Below are 18,305 nucleotides of genomic sequence, written 5' to 3'. Positions count from 1 at the left end.
AGCGCAACACGATCAGATATGAGGTGAGCTGGCAATGCCCAGAGAATTTACCCGCTCGGACCGGGTGTCCGATGCGATCCAGCGGCTCCTGGCACAGTTGATTCCCCAGGAAATCCGCGACCCACGCATCGGGATGGTAAACATCAACGATGTCACCGTGACCCGTGATATGGCCTTCGCCAAGGTGTACGTCACCTTCGTAGGCAATGACAGCGACGAGCAGGGCGTGGAAGGCGCCAAGCGTCTGAACGGTGCCGCGGGCTTCCTGCGCACCCTGCTGGCCAAAGAAATGAACATGCGCACGGTTCCGCGCCTGCAGTTTCTGTACGACAAGACGGCCATTCGTGGTCAGGAGCTGTCCAACCTGATCGATCGGGCCGTGGCGGATGACAAGGCCCGTCACCACGATGAGTCCGACGGGGAGGCCTGATGGCGCGTCGTCGCAAAGGTCGTCCGATTGACGGCGTACTGCTGCTGAACAAAACTGCCGGGATGTCCTCCAACCATGCATTACAGCGGGCCAAAAGGCTGTTTTTCGCCGCCAAGGCGGGGCATACCGGCAGTCTTGATCCCCTGGCCACCGGGCTGTTACCGCTGTGCTTTGGTGAGGCCACCAAATTTTCCCAGTTTCTGCTGGATGCGGAGAAGGGTTACCAGAGCACGTTTCGCCTGGGTGTGGTCACCAGCACCGGTGATGCCGAGGGTGAGGTGCTGCACGAGTCCGATGCCTCGGGCGTGACCCGCGAACAGGTAGAGCGGGCGCTGGAGCAGTTTGTTGGGGATATTGAGCAGGTTCCGCCCATGTTCTCGGCGCTCAAACTCAACGGCCAGCCGCTGTACAAACTGGCCCGGGAAGGTAAAGAGGTCGAGCGCAAGCCCCGGCCGGTGACCATTCACCGGATCGACCTGCTGGACTTTCGGCCGGGCCCCCAGGCGGAGATTGACGTCGAAGTCCTCTGCACCAAGGGCACTTATATTCGTACCCTCGCGGAAGACGTGGGCCAGGCACTGGACTGCGGCGCCCGGGTGGAGCGGCTGCACCGCACTCGCAGCGGGCCCTTCGATGTGGCCAACGCCGTCAGCCTGGAAGCGCTGGAGGCGGAGCGGGGCGAGGGCATGGCGGAGCTGCTGGACCACCACCTGCTCCCGGCGGACACCCCGGTCGCGGCCCTGCCGGCACTGGTACTGCCCGCCGACAGTGCCTACTACTTCCGCCAGGGCAACCCGGTGATGGACCCCCAGGTCTACCGTCTGGGCGATGAAGGTGATATGGTGCGGGTCTTCGGTGAAAGCACCGCGAGCTCGGAAGAACCCCGATTTCTGGGCCTTGGCGAGCTGGACGACGAGGGTCGGGTGGCGCCCAAGCGGCTGGTGGCCGCCAGCGTGCCCCAGTGACTCTCGGCGAATGACAGCGTTCGCCGGCGCAAGCCGGCAACCCCGGAGCCTCGGCTTCGGGTACACAACCCACCTGTAAATATGCGCGGGTGCGGCTGTTTCTTTTTACGGCATATTACAAGAGGAAATGATTATGGCACTGAGTGCTGCAGAAAAAGCTGAAGTGGTTAAAGAGTACCAGCAGGCTGAAGGTGATACCGGTTCTCCGGAAGTTCAGGTAGCGTTGTTGACCATCAACATCAACAAGCTGCAGGAGCACTTCGCAGATCACAAACAGGATCACCACTCGCGCCGCGGTCTTATCCGCATGGTTAACCAGCGTCGTAAGCTGCTGGACTACCTGAAGGGTAAGAGCACCAAGCGTTATGCTGACCTGATTCAGAAACTGGGTCTGCGTCGGTAAGAGTTCTGTGCCCGCTTTGCGGGCACATTTTTTTCCGCTCTTCGGCCCCGGTGGGCCGGAGGGCTGTAAAACCGGCTCCGGCGAATACTGTATCCCCCGCGAGCCACCAGTCGCTTGCACGACAACTCGAATTGTTTCCAGGCTATGTTGAAGTATTTGCTTTGAATTATTCCGAGTCGTGACCGCACACAATTGAACGAAAGTGAAGAAGAGAAGGATAGAAGAGTGAATCCGATCATCAAGAAATTTCAGTACGGCGGCGAAACCGTCACCCTGGAGACCGGGCGTGTTGCCCGCCAGGCAACCGGCGCCGTCATGGTCACCATGGGTGACACCTCGGTTCTGTGTACCGTGGTAGGGGCCAAAGAGGCCAAGCCGGACCAACCGTTTTTCCCGCTGTCCGTGCACTATCAGGAACGCGCCTACGCGGCCGGTAAAATTCCCGGCGGTTTCTTCAAGCGCGAGGGTCGTCCCTCCGAGAAAGAAACCCTGACCTCCCGCCTGATCGATCGCCCGATCCGTCCGCTGTTCCCCAAAGGTTTCATGAACGAAGTGCAGGTCGTGTGCACCGTCATGTCTACCTGTAAGGAAGTGGATCCGGATATCCCGGCCATGATCGGCACCTCCGCCTGTCTGGCCGTGTCGGGCATTCCGTTCGACGGCCCGATCGGCGCCGCTCGTGTGGGCTACACCCAGGACAATGGCTACCTGCTCAACCCCAACTACGCTGCTCTGAAAGGCTCTGAGCTGGACATGGTGGTTGCCGGTACCAAAGACGCGGTTCTGATGGTCGAATCCGAAGCCAAAGAGCTGCCGGAAGACATCATGCTGGGTGCGGTTCTGTACGCTCACCAGGAAATGCAGGTGGTGATTCAGGCCTGTGAAGAGCTGGCCCGTGACGGTGGCAAGCCCCGTTGGGACTGGACTCCGGTCCAGCAGAATGCCGAACTCAAGGCAAAAGTCGAAGCCGGTTTCAAAGACGGTATCGGCGAAGCCTACCGCATTACCGACAAGGCCGAGCGCTATGCCAAGCTGTCCGAGCTGCGCTCCCAGGCGGTAGAACAACTGGCCACCGAGGAGTCCGGTGTCAGCGCCAGCGAAATCGAAGGTCTGTTCGCCAGCGTGGAAAAGCAGCTGGTGCGCTCGCGCATCATCGCCGGTGAGCCCCGTATCGACGGCCGCGACAGCGCCACCGTTCGCCCGATTGAAGTGGAAGTGGGTGTCCTGCCCAAGGCCCACGGCTCGGCCTTGTTTACCCGTGGTGAGACCCAGGCTTTGGTCGTGGCCACCCTCGGTAACGCCCGCGACTCCCAGATCATCGATGCTCTGGAAGGCGAGCGCAAAGACCCCTTCATGCTGCACTACAACTTCCCGCCCTACTCAGTAGGCGAGTGTGGTCGTATGGGCGGTACCGGTCGTCGTGAGATCGGTCACGGCCGTCTGGCCCGTCGCGGTGTGGGCGCGGTTCTGCCCAAAGAAGACGAATTTCCCTACACCCTGCGTGTGGTCAGTGAAATCACCGAGTCCAACGGTTCCAGCTCCATGGCCTCCGTCTGTGGCGCCAGTCTGGCGCTGATGGATGCCGGTGTGCCGCTGAAGGCGCCGGTGGCGGGTATTGCCATGGGTCTGGTGAAAGACGATGACGGTTTCGCCGTTCTGACCGATATCCTGGGTGATGAAGACCACCTGGGTGACATGGACTTTAAAGTGGCCGGTACCACCAGTGGTATCACCGCGCTGCAGATGGATATCAAAATCCAGGGCATTACCGAGCAGATCATGGAAATCGCTCTGGAGCAGGCCCTGAGCGCCCGCCTGCACATTCTGGGTGAAATGAACAAGGTGCTGGGCAAGTCCCGCGAAACCGTGAGCGACAATGCGCCGCGCTTTGAAACCCTGAAAGTGCATCCGGACAAGATCCGCGACATCATCGGTAAAGGCGGTGCGACCATTCGCTCCATCACCGAAGAGACCGGTGCGTCCATCGACATCGACGATGACGGCACCGTGAAAGTGTACGCCGACGATGGCACCGCGCTGAAGGCGGCTGTGGCCAAGATCGAAGAAATTACCGCCGAGGCGGAAATTGGCGCGATCTACGAAGGCAAAGTGGTCCGTATTGTCGACTTCGGTGCGTTCGTCAACTTCCTGCCGGGTAAAGACGGTCTGGTACACATCTCCCAGATCGCCGATGAGCGCGTGAATGCGGTCAGCGACTACCTGAAAGAAGGTCAGATGGTGAAGGTCAAGTGTCTGGACGTCGACCAGCGCGGCCGCATCAAACTGTCTATCAAGGAAGCCAACGCCGACGCGCAAGCGGACGCTCCGGCCTCCAGCGAGGAAACCACCGAGGAGTAACCCTCCCGGTGAGTTACCCATAAAAAAACCCGCCAATCGGCGGGTTTTTTTATGGACGGCGATGCTTAAAAGGTCGTGTAGGGGCCGAGCGCAGCGGTAAAACGCCGCATCCGCCGTCACCAATACACCTACGCCTTCCAAGCCAACAAAGGATTCAACCACCGCATCAACGGCCCGGTAAACCGCATCGGCGCATCCAACACCGTCAGACAGATGCAATCCTCATTCTGCAGCGCCGTCGGGCTGTGGTGGTGGCTCGGGTCCCGCGCGATATAGTCCCCGGCATGATACACGCCGAGCTCATCGGAAAACCCGCCTTTCAGGACCACAGTCAACTCGTTGCCCCGGTGCGTGTGCACGGGCACCTTGGCGCCGGCTTTGATGCGCTGCAGGGTGATCCGGGCGCTGCCCATATCCACCACATTGGTCAGATCGTACTTGGCAATCTCGCGGGTCTGCTGCTGCCAGTCAAGCTCATCCAGCGAGGACGGCAGGTAGCGTTCCAGGGGGTTATGGTAGCGCTTGGAGACTGACGTGCCGGTTGGCGCTTCCGCGCGCGGCTCTTCAGAACCGATGCGTGCCATCAACTGCTCGAAGCCCTTGTCCAGAGACTCGTTCTGCACATCGCTGCGCTCCGGAATCTGGTCATCATTGGCCCCCACACTGGCGGGGCGGGTTTCCGACAACAATACGCCGCCGAGCGCGTTCAGCTTGCGCAGCTGGCTCTGGCATTGCAGACAATACCCAAGGTGTACGGACACCGCGAGTGCCTGTGCTAGCCCCAGGCTGCCGGCGGAGTACTCCAGCAGGGTCAGGTCGTCGGGATGATGTGCACTCATAGTTCTGTCGCCTCTAACATCACTCTTAACTTTTTCATGGAAAGCCGCAGGCGGCCTTTCAGTGTTCCCAGGGGGACGTTCAACTCTTCCGCCACCTCTTGGTGGGTCTTACCTTCATAATAGACTTTGCGCACCGCAATCATCTGATCTTCCGGCAGCTCAAGGATGGATTCCTTCATCTTCTTCTCTGTCGAGCCCGCCTCGATGGACCGGATCGTGGTGTCCTCTGTGGGGATCTGCCACAACTCTTCCGTATCCACCGTCATTTCAGCCTTGGTACGGCCCTTCTTACGGAGCAGATCAATGCGCTGATTCCGGGTAATGGTGAAAATCCAGGTCGAGGCGGATGCCAGAGAGTCGCGGTACTTGTCGGCATTTCGCCACACGCTGGTCATGACTTCCTGAACGAGCTCCTCGGCCTGCTGGTTCATCCCCTGATTGATGGCATAGGCCTTGATTCTGGGCGCGAAGTGGTCATACACCTTGCGAAACGCGGCAGTGTCGCCATGGTGGGCGACCCGACCCAGCAGTTCCCCCCAATCGGGGCCCTCCCCGTTACCGGGGCCTGTTTTACTCATTGATTGTGCCTTAGTCCGCAACATACAGCGCCTCGCTCGTCCTCTATTCTTTTCGGATTCGGCCGGGGCTCCGCCAGTGGGGGGCAGAACAACGGAATAAACCCATATACGGAGGTGCGCGGAGTCCGGATCATTGCCTGGAACACAAAATCCCCGAACCGGTGATCCGGGGGGCGAAATCGCCCGTATTTGAAGACACAAGCGCTATCACAGAGTATAGGAGATCGGCATGCACCCTGTCTCGCTTCTCCGGGTAATCCCGGCACTCTGAGCGTCCCGCCTCCAGAGTCTGACGGGTTACCCCCGTTAATCTGCGAGCTAGCCCTTTCGCCCGGTCTTGACCGGGCTTTTTTTACCTCCCTTCGCCCTCCGGCTCATCCCGCGCGCGCCACCTTGCGGCCAACGGCCTGAAAAATGTGACAAATGTCGCACGCTGTGGCACATTGGCAAGTCCCTACCTATGCTTATGGGAAGCCTCTTTCGTGGGGCTTGGGCAAGTCCCAGAACCGACTTGCGCCGCAAGCGGTAGCGTCCTGATGCCAGGGCGATCCAGGGTAGGTACGACACGGGATCCCGGATGATCTGCCGATGAGGACAATAACAGTGACGATCACGGAAACGACCACTGGAGAAAACATGACTGACCCCCGACACAGCGGAGCCGGAGCATCGGCGCCGGATAGCCTGAACGACCCCCAGGTGGTGCAGCACCTCAAGCACGCCCGCAGCCTGATGATGGATTATGCCCAGCGGGTGCTGCCCGTATTCTGGCGCGAGTGGTGCGCTCGGCTGGAGGACTATGCCGAACGGGCGCGCTCCAACAAGGAGCAGATGGCCCTGTACGAATACAAGCGGATGATCGAGGCCTCCCAGCACGAGCTGGAAGAGGATATTGGCCAACGCCTCAGCAATGGGTTCGTCAAATTCAAAAACCGGATGCTCAATACCCTCACCGGCGAGGAGCGCTTCAGCGGCGACATGCTCGCTCTGGTGGAGCATTCGGATCTCGAGGAGACCATCGCGATCACCTCCATTACCCATCGGGCCGACAGCTTTTTTGCCGGTCAGCTCTGGGCGCTGCAGCAGCGTCTGGCCTTGTTGAATGGCGGGGAAAAAATCGACGAGCGCAGCAACCCGGTCAGCCCGGTGCAGTTCTGCGAGGCGCTGCGCAAAGCCCTGCTCAATATCACGCTCGATAACAAAACCAAAATCATTGGCTACAAAACCTTTGATAAAGAGGTCATTGGCGCCCTGGATGAGCTCTATGAGGAGCTCAATAAGTACTTTATCGAGGAAAACCTGCTTCCCAACCTGCGCTATACCGCTCTGGTGGATGACTCGCCCCAGGGCGCCGAGCCCAGTGAACAGCCCGACGCCGGGGAAGAGGTGCCCATGAAGGACGGCGTGCCCCAGCGGCGCGCCTCGGACCGTCTTCTCAGTGGAACCGCCACTCCCGCCGACACCCAGTACCAGGCGGGGCTCTACAACGCCATCCGGCTGTTGCAGAACCATATCGCCCACCAGGTGGCCCCGACCGGAGGAGCCCCCGGCGGGTCAGGTCCCGCCGGCGAGCCAGCCGTGGGCGCCACCCCCTACCCGAGCGGAGGGGGCAAGCCCTACAGCAGCCAACAACTGGTGGGGGTTCTGCAGAGTCTGCAGGCCGAAGCACTCAGCCAGACCCAGGCGGCCGCGTCCCAGAACGAGGCCGGGCTGGTCACCACGCCGCAATCGATTCAGACGGTCAGCCAGCAGATGCTGGCCCAGGTGGCGGCCGAGAGCGATGAGCCCGGAACCGTCGACCCCAGCGATCTGGACACGATCGACCTGGTAGGCCTGCTGTTCGAATACATGCTCTCGGATGACAATCTGCCGGATTCGGTCAAGGCGCTGCTCAGCTACCTACACACCCCGTTTCTCAAAATGGCCTTTATCGATAAGGACTTTTTTGAGCAGACTGATCATCCGGCGCGGGTATTGCTCAACAGCCTCGCCGAGGCGGGGGCCCGCTGGGTCAGCAACGATGGCACCAGCCAGTACGACATGTACAACAAGATCAAAACCACGGTGTTCCGGTTGTTGGCCGAGTTCAAGAACGACGTTCGTCTGTTTGCTGAGGTGCTGCTCGAATTCAATGCCTATACCCATAACCTGGCGCGCCGTCAGGAACTGATGGAGCGCCGCGCGCTGGAGAAAGTCCAGGGCGAGGAAAAGCTGCGCGAAGCCAAACAGCGGGTCAACGACGAAGTGCGCAAGCGCACCGACAATCGTGAACTGCCCTCGGCGGTGCTGCTGTTGCTGCTGCAGCCCTGGTCCGATTACCTGTCGTTTGTGATTCTTCGCTACGGCGAAAATGCCGATAGCTGGCGGCAGTGCCTGAAGGTGATGGACGAGCTGCTCTGGACCCTGGAGCCCAAGACCCTGGAGGCGGATAAAACCCGCCAACTGGATATTCAGGATCAGGTCATCCGGGCGCTGCAATCCGGCTTTGACACCATCGGCTACGATCAGGGCAAGGGCAAGAAACTGCTCGAAGCGGTCGCCTCGCTGCAGAAAATGGCGCTGCAGAGTCGTCGTCCCGAGCCCGCCCCGGCACCCATGCGCTCCAAGCTGGAGAGTATCGCCGCCGAAAAGGCCGGACATAGTCGGGTGGCGAACGAACCGGTGACCGAAGAAGAGCAGAAGATTGTCGACAATCTTAAAATGATCGAATTTGGTACCTGGTTCGAGTATGAGGGTGGCCGACGCCTGAAAGTCGCCTGGTACAATAAGCGCACCCTGCACTACATGCTGGTGGATCAGCAGGGGCGCAAAGTGGCGATGAACTCCGGGTTGCAGTTGGCCCGCGATATGATCGCCGGTCGGGCCCGGATTATTGCCGGAAGCACCAAGCCCTTCTTTGAGCGTGCCCTGGAAAACATCTACCAGCAGCTTAATGCCAAAGTCGGTGGTCACTCCCAGGAGGAAGCACAGAATGATTGATCATCAGCGGCAATGGGCGCGCTATGCAATTGATGAAGCGGTGGATGTCTATGACAACCTGCGGGACCTGTATCTCGGGCGCCTGGTCAACATCAACGCCCACGGTCTGATGATCATGGGGGATCAGCCTCTGGATGAGGACAAGCTGTACAAACTGGATCTGCACCTGCCGGAAACCCTCAATGGTCGCAACAGCATCCACCTGGGAGTGGACTGCCTCTGGACCCGCAACGCCGACCATAATGGCAAACACTGGTCAGGCTTCAATATCATCGACGCCTCCCCGCAGGCGCTGGAAGACATCGAGACCCTGATCCAGCGCCTGGGGCAGCCGTTGGCGTAACCGTTCCGGTTGCGCATAGCGGCGTGGGCTGCATCGGCTTCTTGTATACTAGTAGACTTCCATAAAAGTAAAAATGACTATATCATGCGGTCTGGTACCCAATAACCCAAGAAACCCGCAAAGAGAGTAGGTCTTATCTATGAAAAAGCTCCTGGCGATCGGTCTGGCCCTGGCCTGCACCCTGAGTGCCCTGGCTACCCACGCTGAAGACGGTTACGACATGTGGCTGCGTTACCAGCCCCTGAGCGATAGTTCCCTGGTCAAGGACTACCGCAAACAACTGGGAACCCTGGTGGCTCCCGACGGCCCGGCCGTCATCGAGTCGGCCGCGCAGGAGCTGCAACGGGGCATTTCTGGCCTACTCGACAGGCCTCTGGAGCGCAGCGACTCACTGGCCCGGCGCGGCTCGCTGGTCATAGGTACCCCCGAAACCTCCGAGCTGATTGCCAGCCTGGGCTGGGAAGACCGCTTGGCGCAACAGGGGCCGGAGGGGTTCCTGCTGGAAACCACCCGGATTGGACGTCGCGATGTGACCGTGATCGCCTCTGAGGGTGACCGCGGTGTGCTCTACGGGGCTTTTCATCTGCTTCGCTTGCTGCAGACCCAACAGGCCATTGAGGAGCTTGCCATCGCCGAGGCGCCCAAGGTCCAGCACCGCGTGGTAAACCACTGGGACAATCTCAACCGACTGGTGGAGCGCGGCTATGCCGGCCTGTCACTCTGGGAGTGGGGCACCCTGCCCGAGTACAATGAAAACCCGCGCTACCGGGATTATGCGCGGATCAACGCCTCGCTGGGGATCAACGGCACCGCCATCAATAACGTCAACGCCGACCCGCGTATTCTCACGGATCAGTTCCTGGAGAAAGTGGCCGCGCTCAACGAGGTGTTTCGCCAGTACGGGATCAAAACCTACCTGTCCATCAATTATGACTCGCCCCGGGCCTTCGGTGATCTGGATACCGCCGATCCGCTCGACCCGCGAGTACAGCAGTGGTGGAAGGACAAGGCCAAGCAAATCTACAAGCACATTCCGGATCTGGGGGGCTTTCTGGTAAAAGCTGACTCCGAGGGGCAGCCCGGCCCCCAGGGTTATGGACGCAACCATGCCGACGGGGCCAACATCCTGGCCGATGCCGTCGCACCCTACGGCGGGGTGATTTTCTGGCGCGCTTTCGTTTACTCGCCGGAGCAGGGCGACCGCTTCCGTGAGGCCTATGACGAGTTCAAACCGCTTGATGGAAAGTTTCGGGACAATGTAATCGTTCAGATCAAAAACGGCCCCATCGACTTCCAGCCGCGCGAACCTTTCTCACCCCTGTTTGGCGCGCTGGAAGACACCAATATCATGATGGAGCTGCAGGTCACCCAGGAGTACTTTGGATTCTCCAATCACCTGGCCTACCAGGGCCCGCTGTTTGAAGAAGTGCTGGATGCCGACACCCACGCTAAAGGCGAGGGCAGCACCGTCGGCAAAATTCTCGGAGGTGAGGTCTTTGAATACGAACAGACCGGCATGGCGGCGGTGATCAACCCCGGAACCGATCGCAACTGGACCGGTCACCCCTTCGTTCAGTCCAGTTGGTATGCCTTTGGTCGCATGGCCTGGGACTATGAGCTCAGCTCCGAGGCGATCGCCGAAGAGTGGATGCGCATGACCTTCACCAACGACCGCCGCTTTCTCGACCCCATTGGTGAGGTGATGGCGTACTCCCGCGAGGCGGGGGTCAACTACCGCAACCCGCTGGGTCTGACCCATCTTTTTGCCCAGGGCCACCACTATGGTCCGGCGCCCTGGTATGACGAAGCCGAGCGGATGGACTGGACCGCCTGGTACTACCATCGGGCGGACGAAGACGGCATCGGTTTCGATCGTACCGAATCCGGCTCCAACGCCATCGAGCAGTACCATGGACCGGTGCGGGAGCATTTCGGCACTCTGGATCAGATCGACGAAGATTACCTGTTGTGGTTCCACCATGTGGGCTGGGACTACAAAATGAACTCCGGCCGTACTCTCTGGGAGGAACTGGTGCTGAAATACGACGAGGGCGTGCAGCAGGTGCGGAACATGCAGGCCGAATGGGAGAAAGTGCAGGGGCTGATCGACCGGGAGCGCTACGAGCATGTCAAAGCGCTACTGGAGGTACAGCTGCGCGACGCCATTCGCTGGCGCGACTCCTGCGTGAGTTACTTCCAGAGCCTCAGTGGTCTGCCCCTGCCGGAAGGGTCGCCGGAGCCGGAGCACGATCTGGAGCATTATAAAAAGCTGGAGCACACCTTCTACGTGCCCGACCCCTGGCACCCGAAGGGCAACGACCGGCGGGTCGACTATTGATTGAGAGGTGAACCCGTCGGGCCCGATACGGAGTGTCGGGCCCGGCTTCTTCTGGGGTATACTCGGAAAACGATGACAAGAACTGACCAGACGAGGCGATAGTGGCAAAGTCAGCAGCGAGCATTCCTTCCTCCAAAAAACGCCGAATCGCTGGCAACCGGTCGGTGTCCGCTCAGATTTTTGAATTCATCCGGGATGCCATCGTCAGCATGGAGTTTCAGCCCGGGCAGATGATTCCCGAAACGGCGCTGGCCGAACAGTTTGGTGTCAGCCGCACGCCGGTGCGCGAAGCGCTGATCAAGCTGGCCAATATCGGTTTTGTTGATGTACTCCCCCAGCGGGGCACCTACGTCTCGAAGTTCAGCATGGAGAACATTCTGGAGGCCCGTTTTATTCGCGAGGCGCTGGAACTGGCCGTCATTGCCCACGTGGCCGAGCATGCGGACGATGAGTTGGTAGCAGAGTGTGAAGCCATTCTGGAGGAGCAGCGCATTGCGGCGGAAAACGATAACGCCCTGGCGTTCCAGAAGCTGGACGATAACTTCCACCAGACGCTGTCGGGGCGCACCGGGTATCATCGTGTTACGCAATTGATCGAATCCGAAAAAGCCCATATGGACCGAGTGCGCAACCTCAGTCTGCACATGAGTGGTCAGTACCACCGGGTGCTCGATCAGCATCGCGATATTCTCACTGCGGTAATAAATCACGACCCCGAGGCGGCCCGCAAGGCCATGTCGGTGCATATGCAGGATGTGTACAAGGTGCTGACGCTCATCCCGCGCGAGCATCCGGAGTATTTTCAGGACGAGTGAGGCCTGGGTGAATGTAGCGCTTCAGGTTTCCTGATGATGTTCGGGTGTTGTCTCTTGCTCAGCGCTGGGGTTGCCGTCTCGTGACTGATACAGCTCGTTATCCTGATTTTTGTCGATGCACTGTTCGTATGCCTGACTATAGTCCGTTTCTACACTCTGCTGGGCCTCCCTGGCACACATCTCTTCGACGGAATACGCATCGCTTTGGTAAATATCCACTTGTGCAACAACCAATGAACTGGCGCTGATCAGCGTTAGCGTGAAAATTGATAGGTGTAGTCGATTCATAGCCGGTGACTCATCAAAAAGGGGAGTGCAAGACACACTCCCCGGTAGAACGACCTGGTGGTCAGTAAGTGAGTTACAGGTTGCCGTAGCCGATGGCACCGTTGCAGTGCAGCCATTCACTATTGGAGCCACCGCACTGGTTGTTTTGCCAGACTCCGGTGTTGTAGCTCTGATTCTCAGACTGACGGGTGGCGCCGTTGACCTGAATGTAATCTACCTGCACATCCCGACCGCTGGCGTCGTTGCCATACTCCACAGTGATGCCGCCGGTCGCGCTTCCGTTCCAGGTATAGTTGCTCATGTTGGTGGACAGGGTCCAGGTGGCCACGGTGTTGTTATCAACGCGCAGGCTGATTTGTTCATCGCCATTTGTGCCGCGCGCGCGCACCACGATCTCGTTGCCCCCGGTGCTGCCGCCGCCGGCATTACCGCCGCCACCGCCACCACCAGTGCCGGATTCCCAGACCGACACATTGGCGCTGCCGCTGCTCTGGTAACCTTCTGTCGCCATGACCTGATAATTGTGGGTTCCCAGGTACCAGCCCTGGTTGGCCCAGGCGTCAACGTGATTCTGGAACGTGATGGTGTTGTTGTTGCCCTGTGGACGCTTGGAAGTCCGGACGCTCCAGTACTGATAGAAGGTTGTGTTGCCTTCGATGGAAGGCTGATTGACCCGCTGGGTGCGATACAGGTCATAGGTGCCACCGTCGGTGGACACAGTGCCTACCGAAGTACCACCCGGTGGCCGCCAGCTGCCCCAGCTATCCACCACGTAGTATTCCACCAGAGGGTTGGTACTCCAGCCATAGAGGGTGAGATACGAGTTGCCTGAAGGTGAGTAGTTGCCGGCGTTGTAGCCGATGATCCGGTTGGACGCCCCGGTGCTCCAGCCCTTGCCGCCAACAAAGTTGCCGGTGTTGGACCACTCGTAGCCGTAGTTGCCTTCGGAGCCAAGCGTCATGCAGGCGGAGCCGCCGCCATCGGTCCAGTGAGTGTAGTAGTAGCCACCGTTGGTGCCGGTCTGGTTGTCACAGATGGTCTGAGCATTGGCCGCCGAGATACCCAGCACGGCCGAGCAGGTGAGCAGGGCGGTAGAGAGAGATTTTATCCAGCTTCTCGCCCCGGCGTTGGTTTCAAATAAAGGCATACTTTGATCCTCGTGATTGAGTTATTTTTTTCGTCACGGGCTATCCGCCGTAATCGACGAAACAGGCTTTCGTCACTGTGAACGCCCGCCACGTTAGAGGCCTTGTCAGGTTTGACAGTACATCACTGACTCATGGGCTGGGGGCGCGTTATGATTATTGTTGGTTAGCATGCACCCGTCAGGCCCGAGTAGGTCCTTTTTAATCCTCAGTGTGATCTGAGGTTGAATCAGTGTCGGGAAGTGTTGACTCGAGACAACTTAAAGTCAAATTAACCATAAATGTAAAAAGGTTGTTTCATGCCTATATATTCAGAAAGACTATAACAAGCTGTGGTCGGAAGACTGACAGGGAGCGGCGCTGAAATTTTTGCCAAAAGCAGTTGTGGAACGACTTGGAGGCGGTATCCGGCCGATCGTCAGGTTATCTGAAAAGCGGATGTCGAAATCCGTGGTTTGTCGCCAAAATAAACGCCCGATATTGCGAATTGATATAAGCTGACCGACAACATGTAACCGTATTCAGAACAGCACTCGTCTTCGCAATGGCGTTATTGCCAGCGCGGCAAGCACCGCCAGCGCGACCGCCTCGAACCAGGTTGGCAGAAGTTCTCCGGTGGCACCAACCTGGGCCTCAGGGGCGATACCCAACCACTGCACGGTCTGATCCGCCACCAGTCCGACAAGAACCGTCGATACCAGAATCCCCAGCAGATACAGCGCCATGACGGCGGCGCCCATTTCTTTGCGCATGACGGCCAGGGTGGCCATGCTGGTAATGGGGGCCGCGAGGAGAAACACCAGGGCGGTTCCGGGCGAGACGCCTGCCACCAGCATGCCTGCAGCGATGGGGGTGGCAGCGGTGGCACACAAATACAACGGTATACCGACAATCGCCATCAGAAACATGGCGGGAAGGCCGCTGCCGTGCTCGGCCATGGCCTGAGGCGGCACCAGCGCCATCAGAATGCCAGCGATCACCAGACCGGCCGCCAACCAGCGGCTGATATCATCCAGCAGGTCGGCAAACGCATAGCGCAACCCGTCCCGCAGTCGACGGGACAAGGAGGTCTGTGTGGTCTCGGCATTCGACCCCGCTGCAACCGGGCGGGTGCCACAGGTGTTGCTCTGGCAGCAGCCTGCCTCGTCGCCGACGTGCCTTTTGGGCTCATGGTGTCCTGACGTGGCGGACCTCGTCCGGGGGGCGTGGTCCGCCAGGGTCACCAACAGGCCGGTGGCAATGGCGGTAACGACGGCGCCAGTGGCTCGGGCGACCAGCATGAAGGGACCCAACAGGGCATAGGTGATGGCAATAGAGTCCACACCAATCCCCGGTGTGCCGATCAGAAAAGCGGTGGTGGGCCCCCGCCCCGCGCCGCCCCGGTGTAGGGCAAAGGCGGTGGGAATCGCGCCGCAGGAGCAAAGAGGCAGTGGCGCACCCATTACCGCAGCGCGGCTGACGCTGGCCAGTCCCTGACCTCCCACCCAGCGCAAGAGGGCAGCCTCAGGAATCAGGGCTTTGATCAATGCTGCGGCCAAGAGGCCGGCCAGCAGCCAGGGCGCAGCGGTCAGGGCAACGTTCAGAATCTGTTCGAGTACCACCATAGCAAGAGACTCCAGAACCGGTCTGGTGACAGGCCAAGGGAGATTATGGGACCAGTGTACACCCATGGGACATGGGATGCGGTCGGGAGAGTGGGGAGACAAAAAAAAGCCCCCCGGCGCACCGGGGGGCTGACGTCAAGGGCCTATGGGCCCCTGAAATTCGGCGCTTAGAAGTCCAGACGCACGCCGGCTTCAATGGTGGGGCCGTATTCTTCGTACTGGGAGTTGAATTCAGAGCTGCCCCAGTAAGCGTACAGCGGCTCGTCATTGATGTTGACCAGGTTCAGATACACCTGGGCCATGTCGTTGATCCGGTACTTACTGGTGATGTCCACTTGCAGGTGGTTGTCCTGGTAGCGGTCAAACATCGGATCGGAAGCGTCATCGGTTTCTTCGAAAAACTCGCTGCGGTAGGCCGCGGCGACGCGAATGTTGAAGCCGTGCTTCTCATAGCCCAGAGCAAAGCTGGCAATGTGGTCAGACTGGCCGGGCAGGGGGATACCGCTGTCGCGCTCGGGCAGGTCGGATTCACTGTCAGTGAAGGTGTAGCTGGCATCCAGCAGCAGACCGTCCCAGGGTCCCGGCAGGAAATCGAACTGACGGATATAGGCCAACTCGATACCGTAGAGCTCGGCATCCCCGCCATTGATGGTCTGAGTCACCTCATCAAAGGCTTCAAACGGGGCTTCACCGGCGACATTGGCGGTCAGGAAGTAGTTGCTGATGTCCTTGTAGAAGAAACCGGCGGACATCAGGCTTACCCCAGTGGGGTAGTATTCCCAGCGCAGGTCAAAGTTGGTGGACTCCAGTGGCTCCAGGTCCGGGTTACCCGTTTCAGCGACCCGCTCGATATCATCACCGGAGCCTTCGATTTCGATGATCTGCCAGGGACCGGCGGCTTCAAATCCCGGACGGGCGATGGTGCTGGTCAGCGCGGCCCGCACGGCCATGTTGTCCTGCAGCGCGTAGTTCAGGTGCAGGCTGGGCAGTACATGCGAGTAGCTTTTGCTGTCTGAGAAAGCGTTCAACTGGGGTTCGCCGTCATTGACGTTTTCGTCGATCGTCACCTGGGTGCCCCGGGCCGCGTAGTCGGTTTCTTCCACACGCACACCACCAATCACGGTCAGGCGCTTGAACTCGGCTTGGGCCATGACATAGGCGGCGTTGATGTCTTCTTCGATATCGTAGTCCTCGGCCGCGCTATCGATCAGGCTGTCTTCGGCATTCAGTTCGAAGTTATCGCGGTTACCGTAGAAGAAGTCGCGATACTTGTCACGATCCACCGCCGGGCCAAAATCGCCCCGGGGCGGATAGTCCACGGGCGAGTCCTGGGCAAAGTCGGCAATACTGTAGGTATCACCAAAATCTTCGTAAATGCTGATGTCGATATTGTTTTCTTTTTCGCGCTGACGGGTCTTGGCACCGAACTTGATGAAGCCCGGCACTTCACCGAACATCACATCGCGCTGGGCGTTGAAGGCAACCGCCAGTTCGCGCTCTTCGTTGAACACGCTTTCACCTTCGGCGGACTCGAGAATGAAGTCGCTGGCGTTGCTGCCCTGATCGCCAATAACGTACAGCAGCGGCTGCTGGGCATCACCGGACTTGTCGTAACCCATGGCGACATCTTCCGCCAGAGTCTCACCGGTAATTTCCAGGTCGCCCGCTTCACCGGCCGTGGCATAACCCAGGTTGTAATCAAAGGTCCAGTTATTGCGCTCGTTCTTACCGCCCAGGCTGTAGCTGGTGATTTCGACAATTTTATTGCTGTCGGAATGCGCTTTTTCGTATTCAGCCCCAACGAATTCGCCGCTGTCCGCATCCAGACCTTCAATGTCGCCTTCCTCAAATTTGAAGATATTCTCTTCTTTGGTTTCAGCGTCATCGAACTCGCTGTACATGGTGCGCAGATAGTACTCGTCGGTATCGGTCGGGCGATAGTCAAAGTTCAATGCGACGCTGGTGCGCTTGCGGGTCAGAACGTAGTCCCGCTGTTCACCTTCCAGCAGAGCGTTGACCTCATTGCCTTCCGGCGTTTCGGTCATTTCCCAGGGAGCCCCTTCGATGCCGTCGGAGACGGTATCGCGATCAAACTGGCTGACGGCAAATGCAATCCCCAGGTTATCTTCACCATCGCCAATGCTGAACAGGTCGGTGTAAGACGCCGAGATGTCCGGGCTGGTTTCTTCATTGGTGGTGTTGTAGCTGCCACCCACCGTGACGCTGCCGCTGCGGCCACCCAGATCAAAGGCGGTCAGGGTTTTCACTTCGATGTTACCGCCGACGGCGTCGCCGTCCATATCCGGCGTAATGGCCTTGGTAATCTCGACCGATTCCACCAGATCCGAGGAAATCGCATCGAGGTTTACCGCGCGCGAGTCGGCTTCCGGCCCCGGAATACGCATGCCGTTAATGGTGGTGGAGTTGAAGCTCGGATCAATGCCGCGAATGACCACAAAACGGCCTTCACCCTGGTCGCGCTGAACGGACAGGCCGGGGGCGCGTTGCAGAGCTTCGGCGACGTTCTGGTCCGGGAAGTTGCCCACCGAGTCTGACGACAGCACGTCGATTACCGAGGGCGCCCGACGACGACGGTTGATCGCCGCGGCCTGACCCGCCGCCTGGCTGTCGATCAGCAGACCTTTCAACTGATTGGCATTGTCCTGCTCGCTGCCACCACCGATGCGGATGCTGACCTCGGCAGTTTCGCCGGCGATGACCGTCACGGCCACTCGCTCTGGCATGGCACCGCCGTACTCTGACACCAGTTCGTACTGGCCTTCCGGCACATTGTTAAAACGGAAGCTGCCATCGCGACCGGTCACTTCCCGGCGGCGTTGGCCTTCAATACGGACTTCCGCATCGGGAAAGGTGAACTCGCCGGTGGCGTCGGTCACGTGGCCGCTGATGGCCCCTGTGGATTGGGCCTGGACGGCTGCGCAGAGCGCAACCAGCCAGAGACCGAACAGACCTCGCAAGAGGTGTTTTACTTTCATCGTGTACATTGAGCTATCCCCTGAACATAAGAAATAACCATCTCCGGAAGAACATCCTGTTCTTCCGGAGTGGCTCGGATTTTGTGGTAGAGGACGTCACGCTAGCGGGTTCATATGACAGTCGGGCGACAGTCATTTGAACAGCAGGTTAAGCTTTCATGACAGGCGTGTGGTCGGAGCTGTCACTCAACTGTCACCTTAAGTTCACCGTTCAGTCACGCCAG

14 protein-coding genes are annotated in these 18,305 nt (G+C 59.1%); 8 read left to right on the top strand and 6 right to left on the bottom strand.

Features of this window, described 5'->3' with window-relative positions:
* Window positions 1-34 precede the first annotated feature (34 nt).
* From rbfA to pnp, 4 genes are all read left to right on the top strand, one after another.
* Window positions 35-430, top strand: a complete 396-nt coding sequence (gene rbfA / locus EDC38_RS08565; RefSeq protein ID WP_123638140.1) for a 30S ribosome-binding factor RbfA — start codon at window positions 35-37, stop codon at window positions 428-430.
* Window positions 430-1,395: a tRNA pseudouridine(55) synthase TruB gene (gene truB / locus EDC38_RS08560; RefSeq protein WP_123638139.1), complete on the top strand. Its 966-nt coding sequence runs from the start codon at window positions 430-432 to the stop codon at window positions 1,393-1,395. Before rbfA ends, truB begins: the two co-directional genes overlap by 1 nt.
* A gap of 133 nt (window positions 1,396-1,528) precedes the next feature.
* On the top strand, window positions 1,529-1,798 hold the full coding sequence (gene rpsO / locus EDC38_RS08555) for a 30S ribosomal protein S15 (protein WP_024461087.1): 270 nt from the start codon (window positions 1,529-1,531) through the stop codon (window positions 1,796-1,798).
* 225 nt (window positions 1,799-2,023) lie between these two features.
* Window positions 2,024-4,156, top strand: a complete 2,133-nt coding sequence (gene pnp, locus EDC38_RS08550) for a polyribonucleotide nucleotidyltransferase (protein WP_123638138.1) — start codon at window positions 2,024-2,026, stop codon at window positions 4,154-4,156.
* Window positions 4,157-4,284: 128 nt separating this feature from the next.
* Here pnp and EDC38_RS08545 read toward each other — a convergent pair whose 3' ends face one another.
* Both EDC38_RS08545 and EDC38_RS08540 read right to left on the bottom strand, forming a co-directional pair.
* Window positions 4,285-4,995 (bottom strand): ChrR family anti-sigma-E factor, encoded by a 711-nt coding sequence (locus EDC38_RS08545; protein WP_123638137.1) that lies wholly within the window; start codon window positions 4,993-4,995, stop codon window positions 4,285-4,287.
* Window positions 4,992-5,573 (bottom strand): sigma-70 family RNA polymerase sigma factor, encoded by a 582-nt coding sequence (locus EDC38_RS08540; protein WP_024461084.1) that lies wholly within the window; start codon window positions 5,571-5,573, stop codon window positions 4,992-4,994. The genes EDC38_RS08545 and EDC38_RS08540 overlap by 4 nt, the downstream gene beginning before the upstream one ends.
* 636 nt (window positions 5,574-6,209) lie before the next feature.
* Here EDC38_RS08540 and EDC38_RS08535 point away from each other — a divergent pair.
* The 4 genes from EDC38_RS08535 to EDC38_RS08520 all read left to right on the top strand — a co-directional run bounded on the left by EDC38_RS08535 (window position 6,210) and on the right by EDC38_RS08520 (window position 12,048).
* Window positions 6,210-8,552 carry a DUF1631 family protein gene (locus tag EDC38_RS08535; RefSeq protein ID WP_123638136.1) on the top strand — a complete coding sequence of 781 codons (2,343 nt, stop codon included), beginning with the start codon at window positions 6,210-6,212 and terminating at the stop codon, window positions 8,550-8,552.
* Complete coding sequence (locus EDC38_RS08530; protein WP_024461082.1) at window positions 8,545-8,895, top strand: PilZ domain-containing protein; 351 nt, start codon at window positions 8,545-8,547, stop codon at window positions 8,893-8,895. The genes EDC38_RS08535 and EDC38_RS08530 overlap by 8 nt, the downstream gene beginning before the upstream one ends.
* A 139-nt stretch (window positions 8,896-9,034) precedes the next feature.
* Window positions 9,035-11,233: an alpha-glucuronidase family glycosyl hydrolase gene (locus EDC38_RS08525; protein WP_123638135.1), complete on the top strand. Its 2,199-nt coding sequence runs from the start codon at window positions 9,035-9,037 to the stop codon at window positions 11,231-11,233.
* Between the two features lie 101 nt (window positions 11,234-11,334).
* A complete protein-coding gene (locus tag EDC38_RS08520) occupies window positions 11,335-12,048 on the top strand; it encodes a GntR family transcriptional regulator (protein WP_246004367.1) in 714 nt (237 codons plus the stop codon).
* A gap of 21 nt (window positions 12,049-12,069) precedes the next feature.
* Here EDC38_RS08520 and EDC38_RS08515 read toward each other — a convergent pair whose 3' ends face one another.
* From EDC38_RS08515 to EDC38_RS08500, 4 genes are all read right to left on the bottom strand, one after another.
* Window positions 12,070-12,336, bottom strand: a complete 267-nt coding sequence (locus EDC38_RS08515) for a hypothetical protein (RefSeq protein ID WP_123638134.1) — start codon at window positions 12,334-12,336, stop codon at window positions 12,070-12,072.
* 73 nt (window positions 12,337-12,409) lie between these two features.
* Entirely contained in the window at window positions 12,410-13,483 is a 1,074-nt protein-coding gene (locus EDC38_RS16660) for a glycoside hydrolase family 11 protein (RefSeq protein ID WP_123638133.1), read from the bottom strand.
* 519 nt (window positions 13,484-14,002) lie between these two features.
* Window positions 14,003-15,085 carry an SO_0444 family Cu/Zn efflux transporter gene (locus EDC38_RS08505; protein ID WP_123638132.1) on the bottom strand — a complete coding sequence of 361 codons (1,083 nt, stop codon included), beginning with the start codon at window positions 15,083-15,085 and terminating at the stop codon, window positions 14,003-14,005.
* 167 nt (window positions 15,086-15,252) lie between these two features.
* Window positions 15,253-18,090 carry a TonB-dependent receptor gene (locus EDC38_RS08500; RefSeq protein WP_123638131.1) on the bottom strand — a complete coding sequence of 946 codons (2,838 nt, stop codon included), beginning with the start codon at window positions 18,088-18,090 and terminating at the stop codon, window positions 15,253-15,255.
* Window positions 18,091-18,305 lie beyond the last annotated feature (215 nt).

Source organism: Marinimicrobium koreense (assembly GCF_003762925.1).
GTDB classification, from domain to species: domain Bacteria; phylum Pseudomonadota; class Gammaproteobacteria; order Pseudomonadales; family Cellvibrionaceae; genus Marinimicrobium; species Marinimicrobium koreense.
This window is presented reverse-complemented; position numbering and strand designations above follow the sequence as displayed.

Excerpts from the sequence above, each read along its gene's own strand:
- rbfA (WP_123638140.1), top strand. The coding sequence starts at position 35 with ATGCCCAGAGAATTTACCCGCTCGGACCGGGTGTCCGATGCGATCCAG.
- truB (WP_123638139.1), top strand. The coding sequence starts at position 430 with ATGGCGCGTCGTCGCAAAGGTCGTCCGATTGACGGCGTACTGCTGCTG.
- rpsO (WP_024461087.1), top strand. The coding sequence starts at position 1,529 with ATGGCACTGAGTGCTGCAGAAAAAGCTGAAGTGGTTAAAGAGTACCAG.
- EDC38_RS08545 (WP_123638137.1), bottom strand. The coding sequence starts at position 4,995 with ATGAGTGCACATCATCCCGACGACCTGACCCTGCTGGAGTACTCCGCC.
- EDC38_RS08540 (WP_024461084.1), bottom strand. The coding sequence starts at position 5,573 with ATGAGTAAAACAGGCCCCGGTAACGGGGAGGGCCCCGATTGGGGGGAA.
- EDC38_RS08535 (WP_123638136.1), top strand. The coding sequence starts at position 6,210 with ATGACTGACCCCCGACACAGCGGAGCCGGAGCATCGGCGCCGGATAGC.
- EDC38_RS08530 (WP_024461082.1), top strand. The coding sequence starts at position 8,545 with ATGATTGATCATCAGCGGCAATGGGCGCGCTATGCAATTGATGAAGCG.
- EDC38_RS08525 (WP_123638135.1), top strand. The coding sequence starts at position 9,035 with ATGAAAAAGCTCCTGGCGATCGGTCTGGCCCTGGCCTGCACCCTGAGT.
- EDC38_RS08515 (WP_123638134.1), bottom strand. The coding sequence starts at position 12,336 with ATGAATCGACTACACCTATCAATTTTCACGCTAACGCTGATCAGCGCC.
- EDC38_RS16660 (WP_123638133.1), bottom strand. The coding sequence starts at position 13,483 with ATGCCTTTATTTGAAACCAACGCCGGGGCGAGAAGCTGGATAAAATCT.
- EDC38_RS08505 (WP_123638132.1), bottom strand. The coding sequence starts at position 15,085 with ATGGTGGTACTCGAACAGATTCTGAACGTTGCCCTGACCGCTGCGCCC.
- EDC38_RS08500 (WP_123638131.1), bottom strand. The coding sequence starts at position 18,090 with ATGTACACGATGAAAGTAAAACACCTCTTGCGAGGTCTGTTCGGTCTC.